The sequence below is a fragment of the Pseudomonas sp. NFR09 genome, from assembly GCF_900111535.1.
Classification (GTDB): domain Bacteria; phylum Pseudomonadota; class Gammaproteobacteria; order Pseudomonadales; family Pseudomonadaceae; genus Aquipseudomonas; species Aquipseudomonas extremorientalis.
In genome coordinates this window covers 77,319-97,265 of sequence record NZ_FOIH01000002.1, presented here as the reverse complement: position 1 = coordinate 97,265, position 19,947 = coordinate 77,319, and the positions used below count along the sequence as shown (strand labels likewise).

General features: G+C 62.2%; 19 protein-coding genes. 11 read left to right on the top strand and 8 right to left on the bottom strand.

All coding sequences use genetic code 11. The features are described 5' to 3' along the window. Nucleotides 1-16: 16 nt before the first annotated feature. Both dprA and BMX59_RS04425 read left to right on the top strand, forming a co-directional pair. On the top strand, nt 17-1,111 hold the full coding sequence (gene dprA / locus BMX59_RS04430; RefSeq protein WP_093120190.1) for a DNA-processing protein DprA: 1,095 nt from the start codon (nt 17-19) through the stop codon (nt 1,109-1,111). 54 nt (nt 1,112-1,165) lie between these two features. After that, nucleotides 1,166-1,723: an L-threonylcarbamoyladenylate synthase type 1 TsaC gene (locus BMX59_RS04425; RefSeq protein WP_071490904.1), complete on the top strand. Its 558-nt coding sequence runs from the start codon at nt 1,166-1,168 to the stop codon at nt 1,721-1,723. A gap of 131 nt (nt 1,724-1,854) precedes the next feature. On the opposite strand, the gene BMX59_RS04420 is transcribed toward BMX59_RS04425, so the two are convergent. After that, on the bottom strand, nt 1,855-2,832 hold the full coding sequence (locus BMX59_RS04420; protein ID WP_093120187.1) for a quinone oxidoreductase family protein: 978 nt from the start codon (nt 2,830-2,832) through the stop codon (nt 1,855-1,857). A gap of 159 nt (nt 2,833-2,991) precedes the next feature. Between BMX59_RS04420 and hemF the strand changes: the two genes are divergently transcribed. Beyond that, a complete protein-coding gene (gene hemF, locus BMX59_RS04415) occupies nt 2,992-3,924 on the top strand; it encodes an oxygen-dependent coproporphyrinogen oxidase (protein ID WP_092241486.1) in 933 nt (310 codons plus the stop codon). Next, the gene (aroE, locus tag BMX59_RS04410) at nt 3,924-4,742 is read left to right on the top strand and encodes a shikimate dehydrogenase (protein WP_092241484.1); all 819 of its coding nucleotides are present in this window, start codon (nt 3,924-3,926) and stop codon (nt 4,740-4,742) included. Before hemF ends, aroE begins: the two co-directional genes overlap by 1 nt. A gap of 114 nt (nt 4,743-4,856) precedes the next feature. On the opposite strand, the gene BMX59_RS04405 is transcribed toward aroE, so the two are convergent. The 3 genes from BMX59_RS04405 to betC form a co-directional block, all read right to left on the bottom strand. Next, nucleotides 4,857-6,425: a SulP family inorganic anion transporter gene (locus tag BMX59_RS04405; RefSeq protein ID WP_093120894.1), complete on the bottom strand. Its 1,569-nt coding sequence runs from the start codon at nt 6,423-6,425 to the stop codon at nt 4,857-4,859. A 160-nt stretch (nt 6,426-6,585) separates the two neighbouring features. Beyond that, the gene (gene choX, locus BMX59_RS04400; RefSeq protein WP_092241482.1) at nt 6,586-7,500 is read right to left on the bottom strand and encodes a choline ABC transporter substrate-binding protein; all 915 of its coding nucleotides are present in this window, start codon (nt 7,498-7,500) and stop codon (nt 6,586-6,588) included. A gap of 16 nt (nt 7,501-7,516) precedes the next feature. Continuing rightward, nucleotides 7,517-9,031, bottom strand: a complete 1,515-nt coding sequence (betC, locus tag BMX59_RS04395; protein ID WP_071490909.1) for a choline-sulfatase — start codon at nt 9,029-9,031, stop codon at nt 7,517-7,519. A 103-nt stretch (nt 9,032-9,134) separates the two neighbouring features. On the opposite strand from betC, the gene BMX59_RS04390 reads away from it, so the two are divergent. From BMX59_RS04390 to BMX59_RS04365, 6 genes are all read left to right on the top strand, one after another. Further along, on the top strand, nt 9,135-10,085 hold the full coding sequence (locus tag BMX59_RS04390) for a choline sulfate utilization transcriptional regulator (RefSeq protein ID WP_093120181.1): 951 nt from the start codon (nt 9,135-9,137) through the stop codon (nt 10,083-10,085). A 31-nt stretch (nt 10,086-10,116) separates the two neighbouring features. Next, nucleotides 10,117-10,446 (top strand): DOPA 4,5-dioxygenase family protein, encoded by a 330-nt coding sequence (locus BMX59_RS04385; protein WP_058424390.1) that lies wholly within the window; start codon nt 10,117-10,119, stop codon nt 10,444-10,446. A gap of 96 nt (nt 10,447-10,542) precedes the next feature. After that, nucleotides 10,543-11,502, top strand: a complete 960-nt coding sequence (locus BMX59_RS04380; RefSeq protein WP_092241478.1) for a 2-dehydro-3-deoxygalactonokinase — start codon at nt 10,543-10,545, stop codon at nt 11,500-11,502. 1 nt (nt 11,503) lies between these two features. Next, entirely contained in the window at nt 11,504-12,124 is a 621-nt protein-coding gene (locus tag BMX59_RS04375) for a 2-dehydro-3-deoxy-6-phosphogalactonate aldolase (RefSeq protein ID WP_092241476.1), read from the top strand. A gap of 47 nt (nt 12,125-12,171) precedes the next feature. Then, nucleotides 12,172-13,320 (top strand): galactonate dehydratase, encoded by a 1,149-nt coding sequence (dgoD, locus tag BMX59_RS04370; protein ID WP_003170741.1) that lies wholly within the window; start codon nt 12,172-12,174, stop codon nt 13,318-13,320. 67 nt (nt 13,321-13,387) lie between these two features. Further along, on the top strand, nt 13,388-14,692 hold the full coding sequence (locus tag BMX59_RS04365) for an MFS transporter (RefSeq protein ID WP_092241474.1): 1,305 nt from the start codon (nt 13,388-13,390) through the stop codon (nt 14,690-14,692). Between the two features lie 39 nt (nt 14,693-14,731). Here the strand turns inward: BMX59_RS04365 and BMX59_RS04360 are convergent, their stop codons facing one another. The 3 genes from BMX59_RS04360 to trpB form a co-directional block, all read right to left on the bottom strand. Then, the gene (locus BMX59_RS04360; RefSeq protein WP_093120177.1) at nt 14,732-16,390 is read right to left on the bottom strand and encodes a BBE domain-containing protein; all 1,659 of its coding nucleotides are present in this window, start codon (nt 16,388-16,390) and stop codon (nt 14,732-14,734) included. 173 nt (nt 16,391-16,563) lie between these two features. Further along, nucleotides 16,564-17,373 carry a tryptophan synthase subunit alpha gene (trpA, locus tag BMX59_RS04355; protein ID WP_092241470.1) on the bottom strand — a complete coding sequence of 270 codons (810 nt, stop codon included), beginning with the start codon at nt 17,371-17,373 and terminating at the stop codon, nt 16,564-16,566. Then, nucleotides 17,373-18,599, bottom strand: coding sequence for a tryptophan synthase subunit beta (gene trpB, locus BMX59_RS04350; RefSeq protein WP_092241468.1), 1,227 nt, complete (start codon nt 18,597-18,599; stop codon nt 17,373-17,375). The genes trpA and trpB overlap by 1 nt, the downstream gene beginning before the upstream one ends. 110 nt (nt 18,600-18,709) lie before the next feature. Between trpB and BMX59_RS04345 the strand changes: the two genes are divergently transcribed. Then, a complete protein-coding gene (locus tag BMX59_RS04345; protein WP_093120173.1) occupies nt 18,710-19,606 on the top strand; it encodes a LysR family transcriptional regulator in 897 nt (298 codons plus the stop codon). Here the strand turns inward: BMX59_RS04345 and BMX59_RS04340 are convergent. Then, nucleotides 19,603-19,929: an ElaB/YgaM/YqjD family protein gene (locus tag BMX59_RS04340; RefSeq protein ID WP_003170746.1), complete on the bottom strand. Its 327-nt coding sequence runs from the start codon at nt 19,927-19,929 to the stop codon at nt 19,603-19,605. The two genes, BMX59_RS04345 and BMX59_RS04340, sit on opposite strands and share 4 nt — an antisense overlap. Nucleotides 19,930-19,947: the final 18 nt, after the last annotated feature.

Here is a 19,947-nt window from a genome sequence, read left to right as displayed (position 1 = left end):
GGTCAAGGATGATCAAATGAATCCGATAAACAGTCATGAAATATCCCCGTCAGAACTGGAAGCCCGACTACGCTTGCACAGGCTGCCGGAACTGGGCCCCAAGCGTTTTCGCTTATTGATCGAAGCGTTCGGCTCTGCGTCAAAGGCCATCAGTGCTCCCGCCAGTGCCTGGCGTTCGCTCGGGTTGCCGGCCATCAGCGCCGATGCCCGGCGCAGCCATGAAATCCGCGAGGGCGCCAGCGCGGCATTGGCCTGGCTGGGGTGCCCTACCCAGCATTTGCTGATGTGGGACCAACCGGAGTACCCCGCACTGCTCGCCCAGATTGACGACGCGCCGCCGCTGTTGTTCGTCGCGGGTGACCCTCTGATCCTGGAAAAACCGCAACTGGCGATGGTGGGAAGCCGCCGCGCATCCCGTCCTGGCATGGACACCGCCGCTGCATTTTCCCGCAGCCTGGCGAGCGCGGGTTTTGTCATCACCAGCGGCCTGGCCTTGGGTATTGACGGCGCCGCCCATCAAGCCGCATTGGACGTGGGCGGCCAGACAATCGGCGTCCTCGGCACCGGGCTCGAAAATTTTTATCCACAGCGCCACCGACGGCTGGCGGCGGCGATGATTGACCAGGGCAGCGCCGTGGTTTCCGAGTTTCCGCTGGACGCCCCGCCTCAGGCCGGCAACTTTCCCAGGCGTAACCGCATCATCAGCGGGCTGTCCCTTGGCGTATTGGTGGTGGAGGCGAGCATGGCCAGTGGTTCGCTGATTACGGCCAAGCTGGCGGCCGAGCAGGGACGCGAGGTGTACGCGATTCCGGGCTCCATCCATCATCCCGGCGCCAAGGGTTGCCATCAGTTGATTCGCGACGGTGCGGTATTGGTGGAGACCATCGAGCACATTCTTGAAGGCTTGCGCGGCTGGCAGGCGCTGTCCCGTCCGGCGCCGATGCCGGTGACCCATCCGCTGGTAGCGCTGCTGCACGCGGCGCCGCACACCAGTGAAGCGCTGGCGATTGCCAGCGGGCGGCCGTTGTCCCAGGTGTTGGCGACGCTTACGGAGCTGGAGCTTGAAGGCCAGGTCATCTGCGAAAGCGGGCGCTGGCTTGCGCGCTGCTAGGTTTTGTAACGAAGATCGGTAAACTGCGCAGAGCTTTAGACTGGAGAGTGAACAATGGTCAACCGGTGGCGTGTGCTGGAAACCGCACGAGAAATTCGCGCAGGCGCGGTGATTGCCTACCCAACCGAAGCGGTTTGGGGCCTGGGCTGCGACCCGTGGAACGAAGAAGCAGTGGACCGTTTGCTCGCCATCAAGAATCGCTCGGTGGACAAGGGCCTGATCCTGGTGGCGGACAGCATCCGCCAGTTCGACTTTCTCTTCGAAGACTTCCCGCAGGAATGGATCGACCGCATGGCCGCCACCTGGCCCGGGCCGAATACCTGGCTGGTGCCCCATCAGGACTTGCTGCCGGAATGGGTGACAGGTGTGCATGACACGGTGGCGCTGCGGGTGACGGACCATCCGCTGGTGCGGGACTTGTGCTCGCTGGTGGGGCCGTTGATTTCCACCTCGGCCAACCCTCAGGGTCGCCCGGCTGCGCGTACGCGGATTCGCGTGGAGCAGTACTTCCGTGGCCAGGTGGACCTGGTGTTGGGCGGCGCCCTGGGGGGGCGCAAGAACCCCAGCCTGATTCGCGACCTGGTGACCGGCGAGGTTGTGCGGCCTTCCTGAGACCGAGGTGCGGCCATCGCGAGCAAGCCCGGCTCCCACACCTGATCCGCGTCTTTCATGACAACGCGGTCAAATGTGGGAGCCGGGCTTGCCCGCGATGAGGCCCTTACAGACTCCAGATATCGGTTGCCTTACGGCAGCAGAACGGTCGACCCCGTCGTGCGCCGTGCCGACAACTCAGTCTGCGCCTTGGCTGCCTCTGCCAGCGAGTACCGCTGGTTGATATCAATGCGCACCTTGCCGCTCTTGATCATCGAGAACAGGTCATCGGCCATCGCCTGCAGGTTCTGCGGGTTATTGGCATAGGTCGCCAAGGTCGGCCGGGTGACGTACAGCGAACCCTTGGCCGACAGGATCCCCAGGTTCACCCCATCCACCGCGCCCGACGCATTGCCGAAACTCACCACCAGCCCGCGGGGCGCTACGCTGTCCAGCGAGGTCAGCCAGGTGTCCTTGCCGACGCCGTCATACACCACCGGGACTTTTTTGCCGTCGGTCAACTCCAGCACGCGCTGGGCGACGTTTTCCTTGCTGTAATCGATGGTTTCCCAGGCACCGAGGGATTTGGCCAGGGCGGCCTTTTCCGGCGAGCTCACCGTACCGATCAGCTTGACGCCCAGGGCCTTCGCCCACTGGCACGCCAGGGAGCCTACGCCGCCGGCAGCTGCGTGGAACAAGATGGTTTCACCGCCTTTGAGTTCATAGGTCTGTCGCAGCAGATACTGCACGGTCAGGCCCTTGAGCATGGCGCCGGCGGCCTGTTCGAAGCTGATATCGTCCGGCAGGTGCACCAGGTTGGCGGCGGGCAACACATGTAGTTGGCTGTAGGCGCCCAGCGGGCCACTGCCGTAGGCCACGCGATCGCCGACTTTGAATTGGGTGACTTCACTGCCGACGGCATCGACCACGCCGGCGCCTTCTGCGCCCAGCCCCGATGGCAAGGCCGGCGGCGCGTACAGGCCGCTGCGGAAATAGGTGTCGATGAAGTTCAGGCCGATCGCCTCGTTACGCACGCGAACCTGCTGCGGGCCAGGCTCGGCCGGCGTGTAGTCCACATACTCAAGCACTTCGGGGCCGCCATGGGCGCTGAACTGGATACGTTTGGCCATCTGCACTTCTCCTGGGTTCGAATCGCGTAGCCCCCTATCGGACTCCTAAGCTTGATCTTCGTCAACTGCGACGCACATGGGTGCGGTGTTATCCTGTGCGCCCATTTGCCGCCGACGCCCAATGGCCTCGCGTAGCTTTGCCCGATTCAAGGTGATGCCATGACTACCCGCACCGAGGCTGTAAAGGCCTACCTGCTTGACCTGCAAGACCGCATTTGCAGCGCCCTGGAAACCTTCGAGACGGACACTCGCTTTATCGAAGACGCCTGGACCCGGCCTGCCGGCGGCGGCGGTCGCACCCGTGTGATCGAGAACGGTACGGTGATCGAAAAAGGCGGCGTTAACTTTTCCCATGTGTTTGGCAGCGGCCTCCCTCCTTCTGCCAGTGCGCATCGGCCCGAGCTGGCCGGTCGCGGTTTCGAGGCCCTGGGCGTGTCGCTGGTGATCCACCCGCACAATCCTCATGTGCCGACGTCCCACGCCAACGTGCGGTTTTTCATCGCAGAAAAAGAAGGCGAAGAACCGGTGTGGTGGTTCGGCGGTGGCTTCGACCTCACGCCTTACTACGGCAACGAAGAAGACTGCATCCACTGGCACCGGGTGGCCGAGCAGGCCTGTGCGCCGTTCGGTCCTGACGTGTATTCGCGCTACAAAGCCTGGTGCGACACTTACTTCCACATCAAGCACCGCAACGAACCGCGCGGTATCGGCGGCCTGTTTTTCGATGACCTGAACGAGTGGGGCTTCGACACCTGCTTCGCCTTCATCCGTGCCATCGGCGATGCCTACCTCGACGCCTACCTGCCGATCGTGCAGCGCCGCAAGGCCATCGCCTACACCGAGCAACAGCGCGAATTCCAAGAATTCCGCCGAGGCCGCTACGTTGAATTCAACCTGGTCTACGACCGTGGCACCTTGTTCGGGTTGCAATCGGGCGGGCGTACCGAGTCGATCCTGATGTCGCTGCCGCCGCAAGTGCGCTGGAGCTACGACTGGAAGGCCGAGGCCGGCAGCGAAGAAGCACGCCTCACCGACTACTTCCTGCAAGACCGCGACTGGCTTGGCCTTGACGCACCCAAGGCGGCTGTCTGATGGACCGTTATGTCGTCTTCGGCAACCCCATCGGCCACAGCAAGTCGCCGCTGATCCACCGCATGTTCGCCGAGCAGACCGGCGAGCAACTGGACTACAGCACACTGCTGGCGCCCTTGGATGATTTCACCGGCTGTGCCCGTGAGTTCTTTCTGCAGGGCCGTGGCGCCAATGTCACCGTGCCGTTCAAGGAAGACGCCTACCGACTGGCCGACACCCTGACCGAGCGCGCCCAACGTGCCGGTGCGGTGAATACCTTGAGCAAGCTGGCAGACGGCAGCCTGTTGGGCGACAACACCGATGGCGCCGGCCTGGTGCGCGATCTCACCATCAACGCCGGGCTGAGCCTGCAAGGCAAACGCATCCTGCTGCTGGGCGCGGGTGGTGCGGTGCGTGGCGCGCTGGAACCGTTGCTGGCCGAGCAGCCGGGCTCGCTGATCATCGCCAACCGCACCGTGGAAAAGGCCGAATTGCTCGCCGAGCTGTTCGACGACCTGGGCCCGGTATCTGCCAGCGGTTTCGACTGGCTGCGTGAGCCGGTGGACGTGATCATCAACGCCACGTCCGCCAGCCTGTCAGGCGATGTACCGCCGATTGCGGGTAGCCTGATCGAGCCGGGCAAGACCTTTTGCTACGACATGATGTACGCCAAGGAACCGACCGCGTTCTGCCGTTGGGCGACGGAGCACGGTGCAGCGGTGGCGATGGATGGCCTGGGCATGCTGGTGGAACAGGCGGCGGAAGCCTTCTACCTGTGGCGCGGCGTGCGCCCGGATTCGGCGCCTGTATTGGCTGAACTTCGCCGCCAGTTGATCTGACACTGATCCAAATGTGGGAGGGGGCTTGCCCCCGATGAGGGAGTGTCAGTTGATACATCCATGGCTGACACACCGCTATCGGGGGCAAGCCCCCTTCCACATTGTTGATCGTTTTCAGTCTTGGAACTGGATGGGGCAATTGTCGGCCCCTTCCAGCTTTCTCAACTCTTCCACCACCTGCGGCCTGGCCCGGCGCAGCGTCAAACTGCGGCCCAGCCCACGCAAGCGCCGAGCCTCCTGGTGCAGCATCTCCACCCCTGAATAGTCGATAAAGTTGATCTGCTGCGCCTCGATCACCACCCGCTCGCCCTGCAGGCTTTGCAGACGCACTTGCAGGTAATGGCTGGCGCCGAAAAAGATCGAGCCGCCCACGCGCAGCACATCCTCATCGCCATCTCGCCACTGTTGTACCCGTGGCTGGGAGGTGCGCTTGAGGTAGAAAAACAGCGACGCCAGCACCCCTGCATAAATGGCGGTTTGCAGCTCCAGCAACAAGGTGGCCACACACGTCAAGCTCATCACCACAAACTCGGCGCGACTGACGCGGAACAGCGCACGAATGCCGCGACGGTCCACCAGCCCCCAACTGATCAGCAAGATGCTCGCGGCCATGCTCGGGATCGGGATATGGGCGATCAGGGCCGCGCCAAATAACGCGAACAACGCCACCCATAACGCGGAAAACACCCCGGCCAACGGCGAGCAGGCGCCCGCCTCGTAGCTGAGGCCGGAACGTGTGAACGAGCCGGCTGACAGGTAGCCGGAGAAAAATCCGCCCACGATATTGGATAGACCCTGTGCACGGACTTCCTGGTTGGCGTCGAGCAATTGCTGTGAGCGCGCCGACAACGAGCGGGCAATCGACAGGCTGGTCACCAACCCGAGCATGCCCACCGCCACGGCGCTCGGCAGCAGGCGCAGGAGCATGTCCAGGTCCATCGGCAACGGGCTGAACGGCGGCAGTTTGCCCACAAACGAACTGACCAGCGCTACGTGCCCGAACATCGCTGGCCACAGCCACGCCACCAGGCTGCCCAGTGCCAGCGCAATCAACAGCGTTGGCCAGCGAGGCACCAGGTACTTGAGCAGCGCGCCGACCAGCAACGTGCCAAACCCCAGTAAGAGGGACGCGTGGTCCCATTCGCCGCTGTGATGAATCAGTGCCAACAAGCTATTGATGGCGGTGGCCTGGCTTGGCAGATCCAGCCCCATCAGGTTGGGCAACTGGCCGAGGGCGATCACCACGGCGGCACCCAAGGTGAACCCGAGCACCACCGAGTGCGATACAAAATTTACCAACGCGCCGAAGCGCAGCATGCCCAACAGCCACTGGAAAACGCCGGCGAGGAAGGTCAGCAGCAGGATCAGGGTGATGTAGTCCTGTGACCCCGGCACGGCCAATGGACTGACGCTGGCGTACAGCACAATGGAAATCGCCGCCGTGGGCCCGCAGATCAAGTGCCAGGACGAACCCCAGAGGCAAGCGATCAGTACCGGGATGATCGCGGCGTACAGGCCGTACTCGGGTGGGAGACCGGCAATCAGCGCGTAGGCAATCGACTGTGGCAGGGCGAGGACTGCGCCACTGAGGCCGACGATTGCATCCCGGCCGACGCTGGCACGGGTTTGGCGCGGGAGCCAGCTGAGGAAGGGAAAGAGTGTGTGGCGGTTGGGCCGGGGCATCGCGGACTCGGATCGGAAGGTTTGCATCAGAGTATCAGTACACACAGGGCCTATGTGGGAGGGGGCTTGCCCCCGATGAGGGAGTGTCAGTTGATACATCCATGGCTGAGACACCGCTATCGGGGGCAAGCCCCCTCCCACATTTGAATTGCATCAGGCCTCAGAGTCTGGCTTTAACTGCAGGGAGTGCGTCTTTACCGTCCAGTGTTTTTACACCCTCAAGCCACTTATCCAATACCGCCGGATTGGCCTTGATCCACGCCTTCGCCGCATCGGCGTTGCTGACCTTGTTGTTGGCGACCTCGGCCATGATGCCGTTCTCCATCTCCTGGGTAAAACTCAGGTTGGTCAGCAGTTTTCCTACGTTCGGGCAGGCCTGTGCGTAACCCTTGCGGGTCAAGGTATACACGCTGCCAGTGTCACCAAAGTATTTCTCGCCACCCTTGAGGTAGCGCATTTTCAACTGCACGTTCATCGGATGCGGGGTCCAGCCGAGGAAGGTGACGAATTTCTGTTTCTTCACCGCTCGCGACACTTCGGCCAGCATCGCCTGTTCGCTGGACTCGACCAGCTTCCACTGGCCCAGGTCGAAGTCGTTCTTCTTGATGATTTCCTGCAACGAGATATTTGCCGGCGCGCCGGAGCCGATGCCGTAGATCTTCTTGTCGAACTTGTCGGCAAACTTGTTCAGGTCGGCAAAATCATGCACCCCGGCGTCCCACACATAGTCGGGCACAGCGAGAGTGAACTCGGTGCCGTCGAGGTTTTTCGCCAGTTGCACCACATCGCCATTGGCCACGAACTTGTCGTAGAAGCCCTGCTGTGCCGGCATCCAGTTGCCGAGGAACACGTCCACCTGGCCGTCCTTGAGCCCGCCGAAGGTGATTGGCACCGCCAGGGTATCCACCTTCGGTTTGTAGCCCATGCCGGTCAGCAGGAAACCGGCGATGGCGTTGGTGGCTGCGATATCGCTCCAGCCCGGATCGGCCATTTTTACCGTTTCACAACTGGCGTCCGCGTACACGTTGGCGCTGGTCAGTACCAACAGGCTCAACATCACAGTCAACTTTTGCATGGCCTTCCCTCTGTATTTATTGGTTTTGGCAGGGTTGTGGATAACGTGCCTTGCGCTCCAGGTCGTCGAGGTCGATATGGTTGCGCATGTATTGCTGACTGGCGTCCACCAGTGGCTGGTGATCCCAGCTCTTCAGCTTGCCCTGGGTGAGTGCCTCGAATACCAGGCGACGACGGCGTTGGCTGGCGAGCACCTGCTGGTGGATCGCCGGGATGTCCCATTTGGCCCGCGCCTCACTCAAAAACGCCTCGAACAGTGGCCGGTGTTCCGGTGACTGGCTGAGGTTCTCCCGCTCGTGCGGGTCGTTGTGCACATCGAACAGTAGACAAGGGTCGTCTTCGCTGTAGATGAATTTGTAGGCGCCTCGGCGAATCATCATCAGCGGGCTGATGGTGCCTTCGGCCATGTATTCGCCGAACACTTCGTCGTGCCCGCCCTGCCCTTGCAAGTGCGGGACCAGCGAGCGGCCGTCCAGCGGCAGGCGCGGGTCCAGTTCGCCGCCGGCCAGTTCCACCAGGGTCGGCAGCAGGTCGGCGGTGGACACGGCTTGCGTCACTCGGCCCGCCGCGAATTGCCCCGGCGCACTGACCAGCAGCGGTACGCGCGCGGCCATTTCGAACCAGTGCATTTTGTACCAGAGCCCGCGCTCGCCGAGCATGTCACCGTGGTCGCCGGAGAAGATGATGATGGTGTCATCGGCCAGGCCGGTGTCTTCCAGGGTCTGCAGCAGCTTGCCGACATTGCTGTCGATGTAGCTGCACGCGCCGAAGTAGGCGCGGCGCGCATCGCGGATCTTATCCACGGGCAGCGGTTTGTCCCACAGGTCGTAGACCTTGAGCAGGCGCTGGGAGTGGGGGTCGAGATCAGCCTGGGCAGGCGTTGCAGGCAGGGGGATGTCGGCGTCGTCGTACAGGTCCCAGAACGGCTTGGGAATGGTGTACGGGTCGTGCGGGTGGGTCATCGATACCGTCAGGCAGAACGGTCGTTCGCCGTCTTCGCGGATATGGTCGAACAGGTATTGCCGGGCCTTGAACACCACCTCTTCGTCGAAATCCAGCTGGTTGGTGCGCACGCACGGGCCGGCTTGCAGCACCGACGACATGTTGTGGTACCAGGTGGGGCGCACGTGCGGCTCGTCCCAGTTCACCGCCCAGCCATAGTCGGCGGGGTAGATGTCACTGGTCAGGCGTTCTTCGTAACCGTGCAGTTGGTCGGGACCGCAGAAGTGCATCTTGCCCGACAGCGCGGTGCGGTAGCCGAGGCGGCGCAGGTAGTGAGCGTAGGTCGGCACGTCGGCGGGGAAATCGGCGGCGTTGTCGTAGGCGCCGATCTTGCTCGGCAACTGGCCACTGACCAGGGTAAAGCGCGACGGTGCGCACAGCGGGCTGTTGCAGTACGCGGCATCGAACACCACGCCCTGTGCGGCGAGGCGGCTCAGGTTGGGCAATTTGATGGGGGAAGGTCCGTAGAACGGCAACATCGGCGCGGCCATTTGATCGGCCATGATGAAAAGAATGTTCTTGCGCTTCATGATCTATCGGCATTCCATAGGCGGTGTTTATGCGAATGAGCATGCAGCCCATGGAAAATGGGGTAAAGCCCATGAAAAGCAATGTCTAGGATAAGCACCGCTTATGTATGAAGCCCTTGGCGACCTGTCCCTCGATCTGCTGCGCGCGTTCGAAGCAGCGGCGCGCCACCGCAGTTTTACCGCCGCTGCCATGGAACAGGGCACCACCCAGCCCGCGATCAGCCAGCAGATCAAGCGCCTGGAGGAACAACTGGCGATCCGCCTGTTTGATCGCATCTACCGTGGCATTGAGTTGACCGATGCCGGCGCCCTGTTGTTCGAGCATGTGCAGGGCGGTTTGCAGGGCATCAACCAGGGACTGAGCCTGATTACCCAGCAGGATCAGCATGAAGTGCTGCAAGTGGCGACCGACTTCGCCTTCGCCGCTTATTGGTTGATGCCGCGTTTGCACCGCTTCCACCAGGCCAACCCCCAGGTGGACGTCAGCCTGGTGACTAGCGAACGCAACCACGCGACCTTGCGCAGCGATATTGATGTGGCGGTACTGTTTGGCGACGGCCGTTTCAAGCAGGGCGATAGCCTGTGGCTGTTCAACGAGGAAGTGTTCCCGGTGTGCAGCCCGCAGTGGCTCAAAGAACAGGCCACGCCACTGACTAAGCAAAATTTGCACGATTTTCCGTTGTTGCACCTGCGCCAGGAAAACAACAGCCAGTGGTTCGACTGGAGTGGCGTGTTTCGCGAACTGGGCATCACCACTGCGCCTACTCCCGGCCAGCTGCGCTTCGATAACTACACCCTGTTGATCCAGGCTGCGATTGCCGGCCAGGGCGTGGCCATCGGCTGGCGCCATCTAGTGGACAACCTGCTGGAGCAGAACTGGCTGTGCCGACCGATCCACGACACGGTGATCTCGCGTTTCGGCTATTACGTGGTGCAACCCCAGCGCAAACGCCGAGGGCAGTTGGTGGAGCGGTTTGTCGACTGGCTGGTGGCCGAGCAGGCCAGCAGCGCGCAGTCGCTGACCGGACTGGCCCTGCCATCGATTGCGGTCTAGCATCTGGCGCATATTGGATCCGGAGTCCGTCATGCAACGTATCAAGGGCTATCACGCCCATATCTACTTCGACGCGAACACTATCGAACAGGCGCGCACCTTGTGTGAAGACGCTGCCAAACTGTTCCCGCTGCGCATGGGCCGTGTGCACGAGCGGCCTGTAGGGCCGCACCCGGACTGGAGCTGCCAGTTGGCGTTCGACCCGGAATACATCGGTGTGGTGTTGCCGTGGCTGGTGATCCATCGCAATGGCCTGGTGGTGTTCCTGCACCCCGATACCGGCGATGACCTGAAGGACCACACTGACTATGCCGTCTGGATGGGGGCAATGCGGGAGCTGAACTTGTCAGCCTTTTCTTAAATTAAATCCCTAAATATGGGATTGATATTTATATATTGAGACTTTCTGCGCCGTAGGTTTATATTCGCTGCATCCGCTCAGAACTCAGGTGAAGCGATGCAGGCGCAATTGATCGCGCTCGATTGGGGTACCAGTTCCCTTCGTGCTTATAAACTCGGCCCCGTCGGCGCAGTGCTGGAACAGCGCTCGCTGGCGTGGGGCATCATGCATTTGCCCAATGAACCCCGGGACATTGCTGGCGTGCGTTGCAGCGATGGCTTCGAGTTGGCATTCGATGCGGCGTGTGGTGACTGGCTCGACGCCGAGCCCGGTTTGCCGGTGATTGCCTGCGGCATGGTCGGCAGTGCCCAGGGCTGGAGCGAGGCGGCTTATCGCAACACCCCTGTCGATGTCGCCAGCCTTGGCCAGGCGCTGCACAAGGTGCGCAGCCTGCGTGGCGTGGATGTGCATATCGTGCCGGGCGTGATCGAGCAGATCGGCTTGCCCAACGTGATGCGCGGCGAAGAAACCCAAGTGCTGGGCGTGCTTCAAGGGCTGAGCACCAATGGGTTGATCGGCCTGCCCGGCAGCCATTCCAAGTGGGTCGAGGTGGTCGATGGCTGCATCACTCACTTCGACACCTTCATGACCGGCGAGCTGTTTGCGGTGTTGAGCAAGCACAGCATCCTCGGGCGTACCCAGCAACAATCCGCGCAATTCCAGGCTGACGCCTTTGACCGCGGCGTGCAGGTGGCGCTGTCCAAAGACGGCGAGCGCGGCGTGCTGTCGACGCTTTTCAGTGCGCGCACCCTGGGCCTCACCGCTGAACTCACTGCCGAGCAGCAGCCCGATTACCTCTCCGGCTTGCTCATCGGCCATGAACTCGCCGGCCTGCCCGGCAGTGCCCGGCACAAGCCGATCATCCTGGTCGGCGCCGCGCCCCTCTGCGCCCGCTATCAACGCGCCCTCGCCCTCTGCGGCTTCGCCCACGTCAGTCTGGCGCAGGAGGCCACCGAGCGCGGACTGTGGCAATTGGCGGTGGCATCCGGGCTCACTCAACCTGTATTGGAGGCCTGACATGCTCAAGCACGCACTCGCACAAAACGGTTTGATCGCGATTCTGCGCGGCATCCGTCCGGACGAAGCCCAGGCCGTCGGCCAGGTGTTGTACGAGGCCGGGTTTCGTGTGATCGAAGTCCCGCTGAATTCGCCCGATCCTTACACCAGCATCCGCACCCTGCGCGACAGCCTGCCCGCCGATTGCCTGATCGGCGCCGGCACGGTGTTGCTGCCTGAGCAGGTCGAGCAGGTGAAGGCGGCCGGTGGCCAGGTGATCGTGATGCCCCACAGCGATGCCAAGGTGCTGCGAGCGGCGAAAGCCGCAGGCCTGTTCCTGTCGCCAGGTGTGGCGACACCGACCGAAGCTTTCGCCGCCCTGGCCGAAGGTGCTGACGTGCTGAAGCTGTTCCCCGCCGAGCAGATGGGCCCGGCGGTGATCAAGGCGTGGCTGGCGGTACTGCCGGCAGGCACCTTGCTGCTGCCGGTCGGCGGCATTACCCCGGACAACATGCAGGTGTTTGTCGATGCCGGCGCCAAAGGGTTCGGGCTGGGTTCCGGGTTGTTCAAACCGGGTATGACAGTGGATCAGGTAGCGAGCCGTGCCCAGGCTTATGTCGCCGCCTGGAAAGTCCTGAGCTGACATCAAGTTCCGCGCCCCTGGCGCTGCATCTATAAGAGAGACAAGAGATGAAAATCACCAAACTGACGACCTTTATCGTCCCGCCGCGCTGGTGCTTCCTCAAGGTCGAGACCGACCAGGGCGTGACCGGCTGGGGTGAGCCCGTGGTCGAAGGCCGCGCCCATACCGTGGCGGCTGCCGTCGAAGAACTGTCCGACTACCTGATCGGCAAAGACCCGCGCAACATCGAAGACATCTGGACCGTGCTCTATCGCGGCGGCTTCTACCGCGGCGGTGCGGTGCACATGAGCGCCCTCGCCGGTATCGACCAGGCGCTGTGGGACATCAAGGGCAAGGCCCTCGGCGTGTCCGTCAGCGACTTGCTCGGCGGCCAGGTGCGCGACAAGATCCGCGTGTACTCGTGGATCGGTGGTGACCGCCCAGCCGACACCGCCCGCGCTGCCAAAGAGGCTGTGGCTCGAGGCTTCACCGCGGTGAAGATGAATGGCACCGAAGAACTGCAATTCGTCGACAGCTTCGAAAAGGTCGACCTGGCCCTGGCAAACGTCGCCGCTGTGCGTGATGCGGTCGGCCCCAACGTCGGCATCGGCGTCGACTTCCATGGCCGTGTGCACAAGCCCATGGCCAAGGTGCTGATGAAGGAGCTGGATCCGTACAAGCTGATGTTTATCGAAGAGCCGGTGCTCAGCGAAAACTACGAAGCGCTCAAGGAACTCGCGCCGCTGACCAGCACCCCGATTGCCCTGGGCGAGCGCCTGTTCTCGCGCTGGGACTTCAAGCGTGTGCTCAGCGAAGGCTATGTCGACATCATCCAGCCCGATGCTTCCCACGCGGGTGGCATCACCGAAACCCGCAAGATCGCCAACATGGCCGAGGCCTATGACGTGGCCCTGGCACTGCACTGCCCGCTGGGTCCGATTGCCCTGGCGGCGTGTTTGCAACTGGATGCGGTCTGCTACAACGCGTTTATCCAGGAGCAAAGCCTGGGCATTCACTACAACGAGAGCAACGACCTGCTCGACTATGTGCGCGACCCCGGTGTGTTCGACTATGACCAGGGCTTCGTGAAGATCCCCAACGGGCCGGGGCTGGGCATCGAGATCAATGAGGAATACGTGATCGAGCGCGCGGCCATCGGCCACCGCTGGCGCAACCCGATCTGGCGGCATGCCGACGGCAGCTTCGCCGAGTGGTAAGCACCCTGTAGGAGCCGGGATGCCGGCTCCTGCAAGCCCTCAATAAGCATAAGAAGAGGCAACCCCCATGCACCCTGAATCCTTCACCGGGCAGGCTTCTTTAGTCACGCCTACCAAAAAGCGTTTTTTCATCATGGTGCTGCTGTTCATCACCGTGGTGATCAATTACCTCGACCGCAGCAACCTGTCGATTGCAGCCCCGGCGCTGACCAGCGAACTGGGCATCGACCCGGTTCAGGTCGGGCTGATTTTCTCCGCGTTCGGCTGGACCTACGCAGCCATGCAGATCCCTGGCGGCTGGCTGGTGGACCGCGTGCCGCCGCGCATTCTCTATACCGCCGCGCTGATCTTGTGGTCCATCGCCACCGTGATGCTCGGCTTCGCTGCCAGCTTTATCGCGTTGTTCGTGCTGCGCATGGCGGTGGGTGCCCTGGAAGCCCCGGCGTATCCGATCAACAGCCGCGTGGTCACCACCTGGTTTCCCGAGCGCGAACGCGCCACGGCGATTGGCTTCTATACCTCCGGGCAGTTTGTCGGGCTGGCATTCCTCACGCCGGTACTGGCCTGGCTGCAACACGCCTTCGGTTGGCACATGGTGTTTGTCGTCACCGGTGGCGTTGGCATCCTGTGGGGGATCATCTGGTACGCGGTGTATCGCGAGCCGAAGGATTTCAAAGGCGCCAACGCCGCTGAAATCGAGCTGATCCGCGAAGGCGGCGGCCTGGTGGACATGCAGGAAAAAACCGCCAAGGCCCCGTTCAGCTGGGTCGACCTGGGGATCGTGCTGAGCAAGCGCAAACTCTGGGGCATCTACCTGGGGCAGTTCTGCCTGAACTCCACGCTGTGGTTTTTCCTGACGTGGTTCCCCACCTACCTGGTGAAATATCGCGGGATGGACTTCATCAAGTCCGGCCTGCTGGCATCGTTGCCGTTCCTGGCGGCGTTTGTCGGCGTGCTGTGTTCCGGGATCTTTTCCGACTGGCTGATTCGTCGCGGTGCGTCGGTGGGGTTTGCGCGCAAGTTGCCGATCATTGGCGGGCTGCTGATTTCCACGGCGATCATCGGCGCCAACTATGTGGACTCGACGGCCTGGGTGATTGCGTTCCTGGCGGTGGCGTTCTTTGGCAATGGCCTGGCGTCGATTACCTGGTCGCTGGTGTCGACCCTGGCACCGGCCCGCCTGTTGGGGCTGACCGGTGGGGTGTTCAACTTCATCGGCAACCTGTCGGCGATTGCCACGCCGATTGTGATCGGCTTTTTGGCCAGCGGTGATTCGTTTGCGCCGGCGATTACCTACATCGCGGTGCTGGCCTTGCTCGGGGCGCTTTCCTACGTGTTGCTGGTCGGTAAAGTCGAGCGGATCGAGTTGTAAAAAAGGGCGACCCTTGCGGTCGCCCTTTTTCCTTTTGGCTCAGGGCACCGACATCTCGTTACGGAACACATTCAGCGGGTCCCAGCGCTGCTTGGTGCGGCGCAGGCGGCTTTCGATCATCAGGTCAGGGAAGAAGATCTTGTACCACTGCGGGTTGGGTCCCTTGCTGGGATCGCCGTCGATAAACAGCATGTCGCGGTCGGGGTAATTGATGTAGCACCCTTCGAACTGGGCATTGACTGGAACGCCGTTGTCACTGGCAAATGCTGCGAAAAACAGTCCCTGGATCCATTGCGCATGGGCTTGATCCGAAGCGCTGCTTTCGTCACGCCAGTAGCATTGTGGTTGCCACTTCAAGTAGGACGAACGCTGTGCAACCGATGATTCCCGCCGCACGGCGGCGCTGGCCTGATTGATTTGCCCGCCGAAGGACTGGATCTGGATCAGGCTTTGAGTCAGCCGTTTATCGGGATCGTCCCACGTCAGCGTGTCCCAGATCGCCTGCAGCACAGTGGCGGTGAAAATACCCTTCTGGTAGGCCGACTTATACCGGCCACGCTGGTTGGGCCCTGAGCCGTTGAGTGTCTGCTGGCAATGCAGCCAATCCATTCGACGGGTCGCCGCCAGGGCAGACGCCAGTGAATTGATCGTCGGCCCTGGCGGGTTGCTGTGTGGCAGGTGGGTCGTCGGCGAAGGACTCAGGCATTCGGTCGCGGGAATGCCGATGGCATTGAGCATCGAGCTAACAAAGTCTTCAAAAGGCGCTTGATCATTCAGCTCGCCCTGCTTGTCCACGTAATGAACATCCATCGTGACGTTGCCAGTGTTCTGATGGCGCATCTCAAGTTTGGTCGCCAGGCCCCAGGTGTCCGGGTTGGCCTGGTTGCGGGCAAACCAGCCCTGATAGGCCGCCAGCAATCTGTCGAGGGCTGGCTTGGTCAGCAGGGACCAGTCCCATTCCAGTACCAGCCACAGCACTTCCTTGGGGGCTTGTGGCAAACGTTCGAAGTAGTAACTGGTGATAATCCCGAACTGCCCGCCGCCTGCGCCGCAGCAGGCGGCGAACAGATCCAGTTCGTCCTGTTGGGTGCTATTGCGGGCGACATGCACAGGGACCAGGCCGTTGCCCTGGGCGTTCGGCACCAGGATGTCGACGCCGCTCAACCAATCGCACACCAGGCCATCCTTGCGTGACAGCAGCCCGTAGCCACCGCCGCAAATATGCCCACCCAGCCCGACCGAATAGCACGAGCCGCCGGGCAAGCTCGTGTTGGCCAGTTTGTACAGCGCCACATAGGCATCCCAGTTCTGGCCGCCCGCTTCCAGGCGGTAGCTGTAGCGATGAGGCGAGGCGGGCACCAGTTGTGAGGCAATCTGCCCCGTGGCGTCGTAGACCACTTGGTTCAGTTGGCTGATATCGATGATCGAGAGCACTTCGTTGGGACTGTCGGGCATTTTGTTCGCGACAAAACCCTCATAGCAGTGGCCACCGCTGCGCACCGTAATCCGGCCATCGGGGATCGCCAACGCCTGGGCGGCGGCGTCGATGATGTCCTGGGGGCTGTAACAGAGATAAATCAAGTTGGCGCCGTTCGACGACGATTCACCCTGCACATTGCCCAGCGGCCAGCGCAGGTTGAAACCTTTTTGCAGCGTTGAATGACGACGATCCGCAGCGGTAATGAGATCAAATGCCATGATGTACTCCAAAGAGCCAAGAATGACTTCTGATGCGACTAACTTAACGACCGGGAGGGCAAGGAATGCGGGGCTTGCGCAGGCGGTTAGACGGCAATAGGCATGAAGTGCGTTGAGGGAGGACGCAATGTCCACCCTCAAGCCTAGCGGAAAAAGCTGAAAGCGCCGGGCGCTTACTTACGGGCGTTACGCACGCCTTCCGACAGCGCCGCACACAGGCTCAACACGCCGTCGATGGCTTGCTGGTCGTTCTTGGCATTGGCGATGTGATCGATCAGCGCCGAACCCACCACCACACCGTCGGCCAGCCGGGCGATGGCCGCCGCTTGTTCCGGTGTGCGGATACCAAAGCCGATGCTGATCGGCAGGTCGGTGTGGCGGCGCAGACGGGTCACGGCTTCTTCGACGTGTTCCAGGGTCGCCGCACCGGCACCGGTCACGCCGGCGACCGAAACGTAATACACGAAGCCTGAGCTGCCGTTGAGCACGGTAGGCAGGCGTACGTCGTCGGTGGTCGGTGTGGTCAGGCGGATAAAGTCGATGCCTGCGGCCTGGGCCGGGTCGCACAGCTCGCCGTTATGCTCGGGCGGCATGTCGACCACGATCAGGCCGTCGACCCCGGCTTCCTTGGCGTCGGCGATGAACTTCGGTACGCCGTATTTGTGGATCGGGTTGAAGTAGCCCATCAACACCAGCGGCGTGTCGTTGTTGTCCTGGCGGAACTCGCGGACCATCTGCAGGGTTTTCACCAGGTTCTGCCTGGCATTCAACGCACGGATGTTGGCCAGCTGAATGGCCGGGCCGTCCGCCATCGGATCAGTGAAGGGCATGCCCAGCTCGATCACATCGGCACCGGCGGCCGGCAGGCCTTTGAGGATCGCCAGGGAGGTGTCATAGCCAGGGTCGCCAGCGGTGACGAAGGTTACCAGGGCGGCACGGTTCTGTTCTTTCAGCTGGGCGAAGCGGGTGTGCAGGCGGCTCATCAGTGTTTCTCCTGCTGCGACTGTTCCATATGGTGCATGACGGTTTGCATATCTTTATCGCCACGCCCCGACAGGTTGACCACCATCAGGTGATCCTGCGGCAGGGTCGGGGCGCGCTTGAACACTTCGGCCAGGGCGTGGGCGCTTTCCAGGGCCGGAATGATCCCTTCCAGGCGGCAGCATTTGTGGAAGGCGTCGAGGGCTTCGTCATCGGTCACCGAGGTGTACTGGACGCGGCCGATGTCATGCAACCAGGCGTGTTCCGGGCCGATGCCGGGGTAATCCAGGCCGGCAGAGATGGAGTGGGCGTCGATGATCTGGCCATCGTCGTCCTGCAGCAGGAAAGTACGGTTGCCGTGCAGTACGCCAGGTACGCCACCGTTGAGGCTGGCGGCGTGCTTGCCGGTTTCGATGCCGTGGCCGGCAGCTTCCACGCCGATGATCTCCACGCTCGTGTCATCCAGGAACGGGTGGAACAGACCCATGGCGTTGGACCCCCCGCCGATGCACGCCACCAGGCTGTCCGGCAGGCGGCCTTCCTGGGCTTGCAGTTGGTCGCGGGTTTCCTTGCCGATCACGGCCTGGAAGTCGCGCACCATGGCCGGGTACGGGTGCGGGCCGGCCACGGTGCCGATCAGGTAGAAGGTGCTGTCGACGTTGGTTACCCAGTCACGCAGGGCTTCGTTCATCGCGTCCTTGAGGGTGCCGGTGCCGGCGACCACCGGGATCACTTCGGCGCCCAGCAGCTTCATGCGGAACACGTTGGCCTGTTGGCGCTCGATATCAGTGGTGCCCATGTAGATCACGCATTGCAGGCCAAAGCGCGCAGCCACGGTGGCAGTCGCCACGCCGTGCATGCCGGCGCCGGTCTCGGCGATGATGCGTTTCTTGCCCATGCGCCGCGCCAGCAGGATCTGGCCGATGCAGTTGTTGATCTTGTGTGCGCCGGTGTGGTTCAGCTCTTCGCGCTTGAGGTAGATCTTGGCGCCGCCGCAGAACTCGGTCAGGCGCTCGGCAAAATACAACGGGCTTGGACGACCGACGTAGTCACGTTGGAAGTAGGCCAATTCCTCGTTGAACGCCGGATCGATCTTGGCCGCTTCGTATTCTCGGGCCAGGTCTAGGATCAACGGCATCAGGGTTTCAGCGACGTAACGGCCGCCGAACGCGCCGAACAGGCCGTTGACGTCTGGGCCGTTGCGTAGATCGGTCTGGGACTGAGTCATGGGACGCTCCAGGAGAGAATGGGTGTAGGAAGCAATGAGGGCCACTCTACCCCTGACGTCCTGCGCTGAAAACCGATAAGATCGCCGCAACCTGTCAGGAAAACTCACAGATGAGTCGAGACCTTCCACCCCTCAATGCCTTGCGTGCCTTTGAAGCCACCGCCCGTTTGAACAGCGTCAGCCAGGCAGCCGAGCAATTGTATGTGACCCATGGGGCTGTCAGCCGGCAGTTGAAAGTGCTGGAGGAGCACTTGGGCGTGAGTTTGTTCGTCAAGGAGGGGCGCGGCCTTAAACTCACAGATGCCGGTACTCGTTTGCGTGACGCCAGCGCCGAGGCGTTCGAGCGGCTAAGGGACGTGTGCGCCGAACTGACCCAGAGCAGTGCCGACGCACCGTTCGTGCTGGGTTGCTCGGGCAGCTTGCTGGCGCGCTGGCTGATCCCGCGCCTGGGGCGCTTGAACGCGGACCTGCCGGACCTGCGTCTGCACCTGTCGGCGGGTGACGGTGACCTTGACCCGCGCCGCCCCGGCCTGGATGCCCTGTTGGTGTTCGCCGAGCCACCCTGGCCTGCGGATATGCAGGTGTATGAACTGGCCAGCGAACGCATCGGCCCGGTGATGAGCCCGCGTTTCGCCGGCTACGAGCGGCTGCGCCGGGCACCCGCGTCGGCATTGTGTGGTGAAGCGCTGTTGCACACCACCTCACGTCCGCAAGCCTGGCCCAGTTGGGCGCGGCAACACGGCATCGAACCCGGCGCGTTGAAACACGGCCAGGGGTTTGAGCATTTGTATTATTTGCTGGAGGCCGCAGTGGCCGGGCTGGGCGTTGCGATTGCGCCAGAACCGCTGGTGGTCGAAGACTTGCGCGCGGGTCGCCTGGTGGCGCCATGGGGTTTCAGTGAAACCCCGGCGCACCTGGCATTGTGGCTACCCAAGCGCGCCGCGGACGGACGCGCCGGGCAACTGGCGCAGTGGCTCAAGGCTGAGCTGTTGCGCCAGCCAGATTAGTCACCGCGCTTGCACAGCAGGTAGGCGGCCAGCAGGCCCAGTGCGCCTACGGCAACACCGGCTGTAGTCCATGGGTGTTCTTGTGCGTAGTCCCGGGTTGCAACACCGGTTTCGCGAATTTTGACTTTGCTTTCTTCGTAGGCATCGCTGATCAGGTGGCGGGAGTGCTTGAGGGCATTCTCGGCATTGCTTTTCAGGGCCTTCAAGGTTTTGCGCGATTCGTCAGACGCATCGTCCTTGAGGCTTTCCAGAGACTTGAGCAGGCTCGAAATCTCGGCTTCCATGCTTTCCAGCGACGCTTTGCGTAAAGAAGTGTTGGCCATGTGGACTCTCCTGAAGTG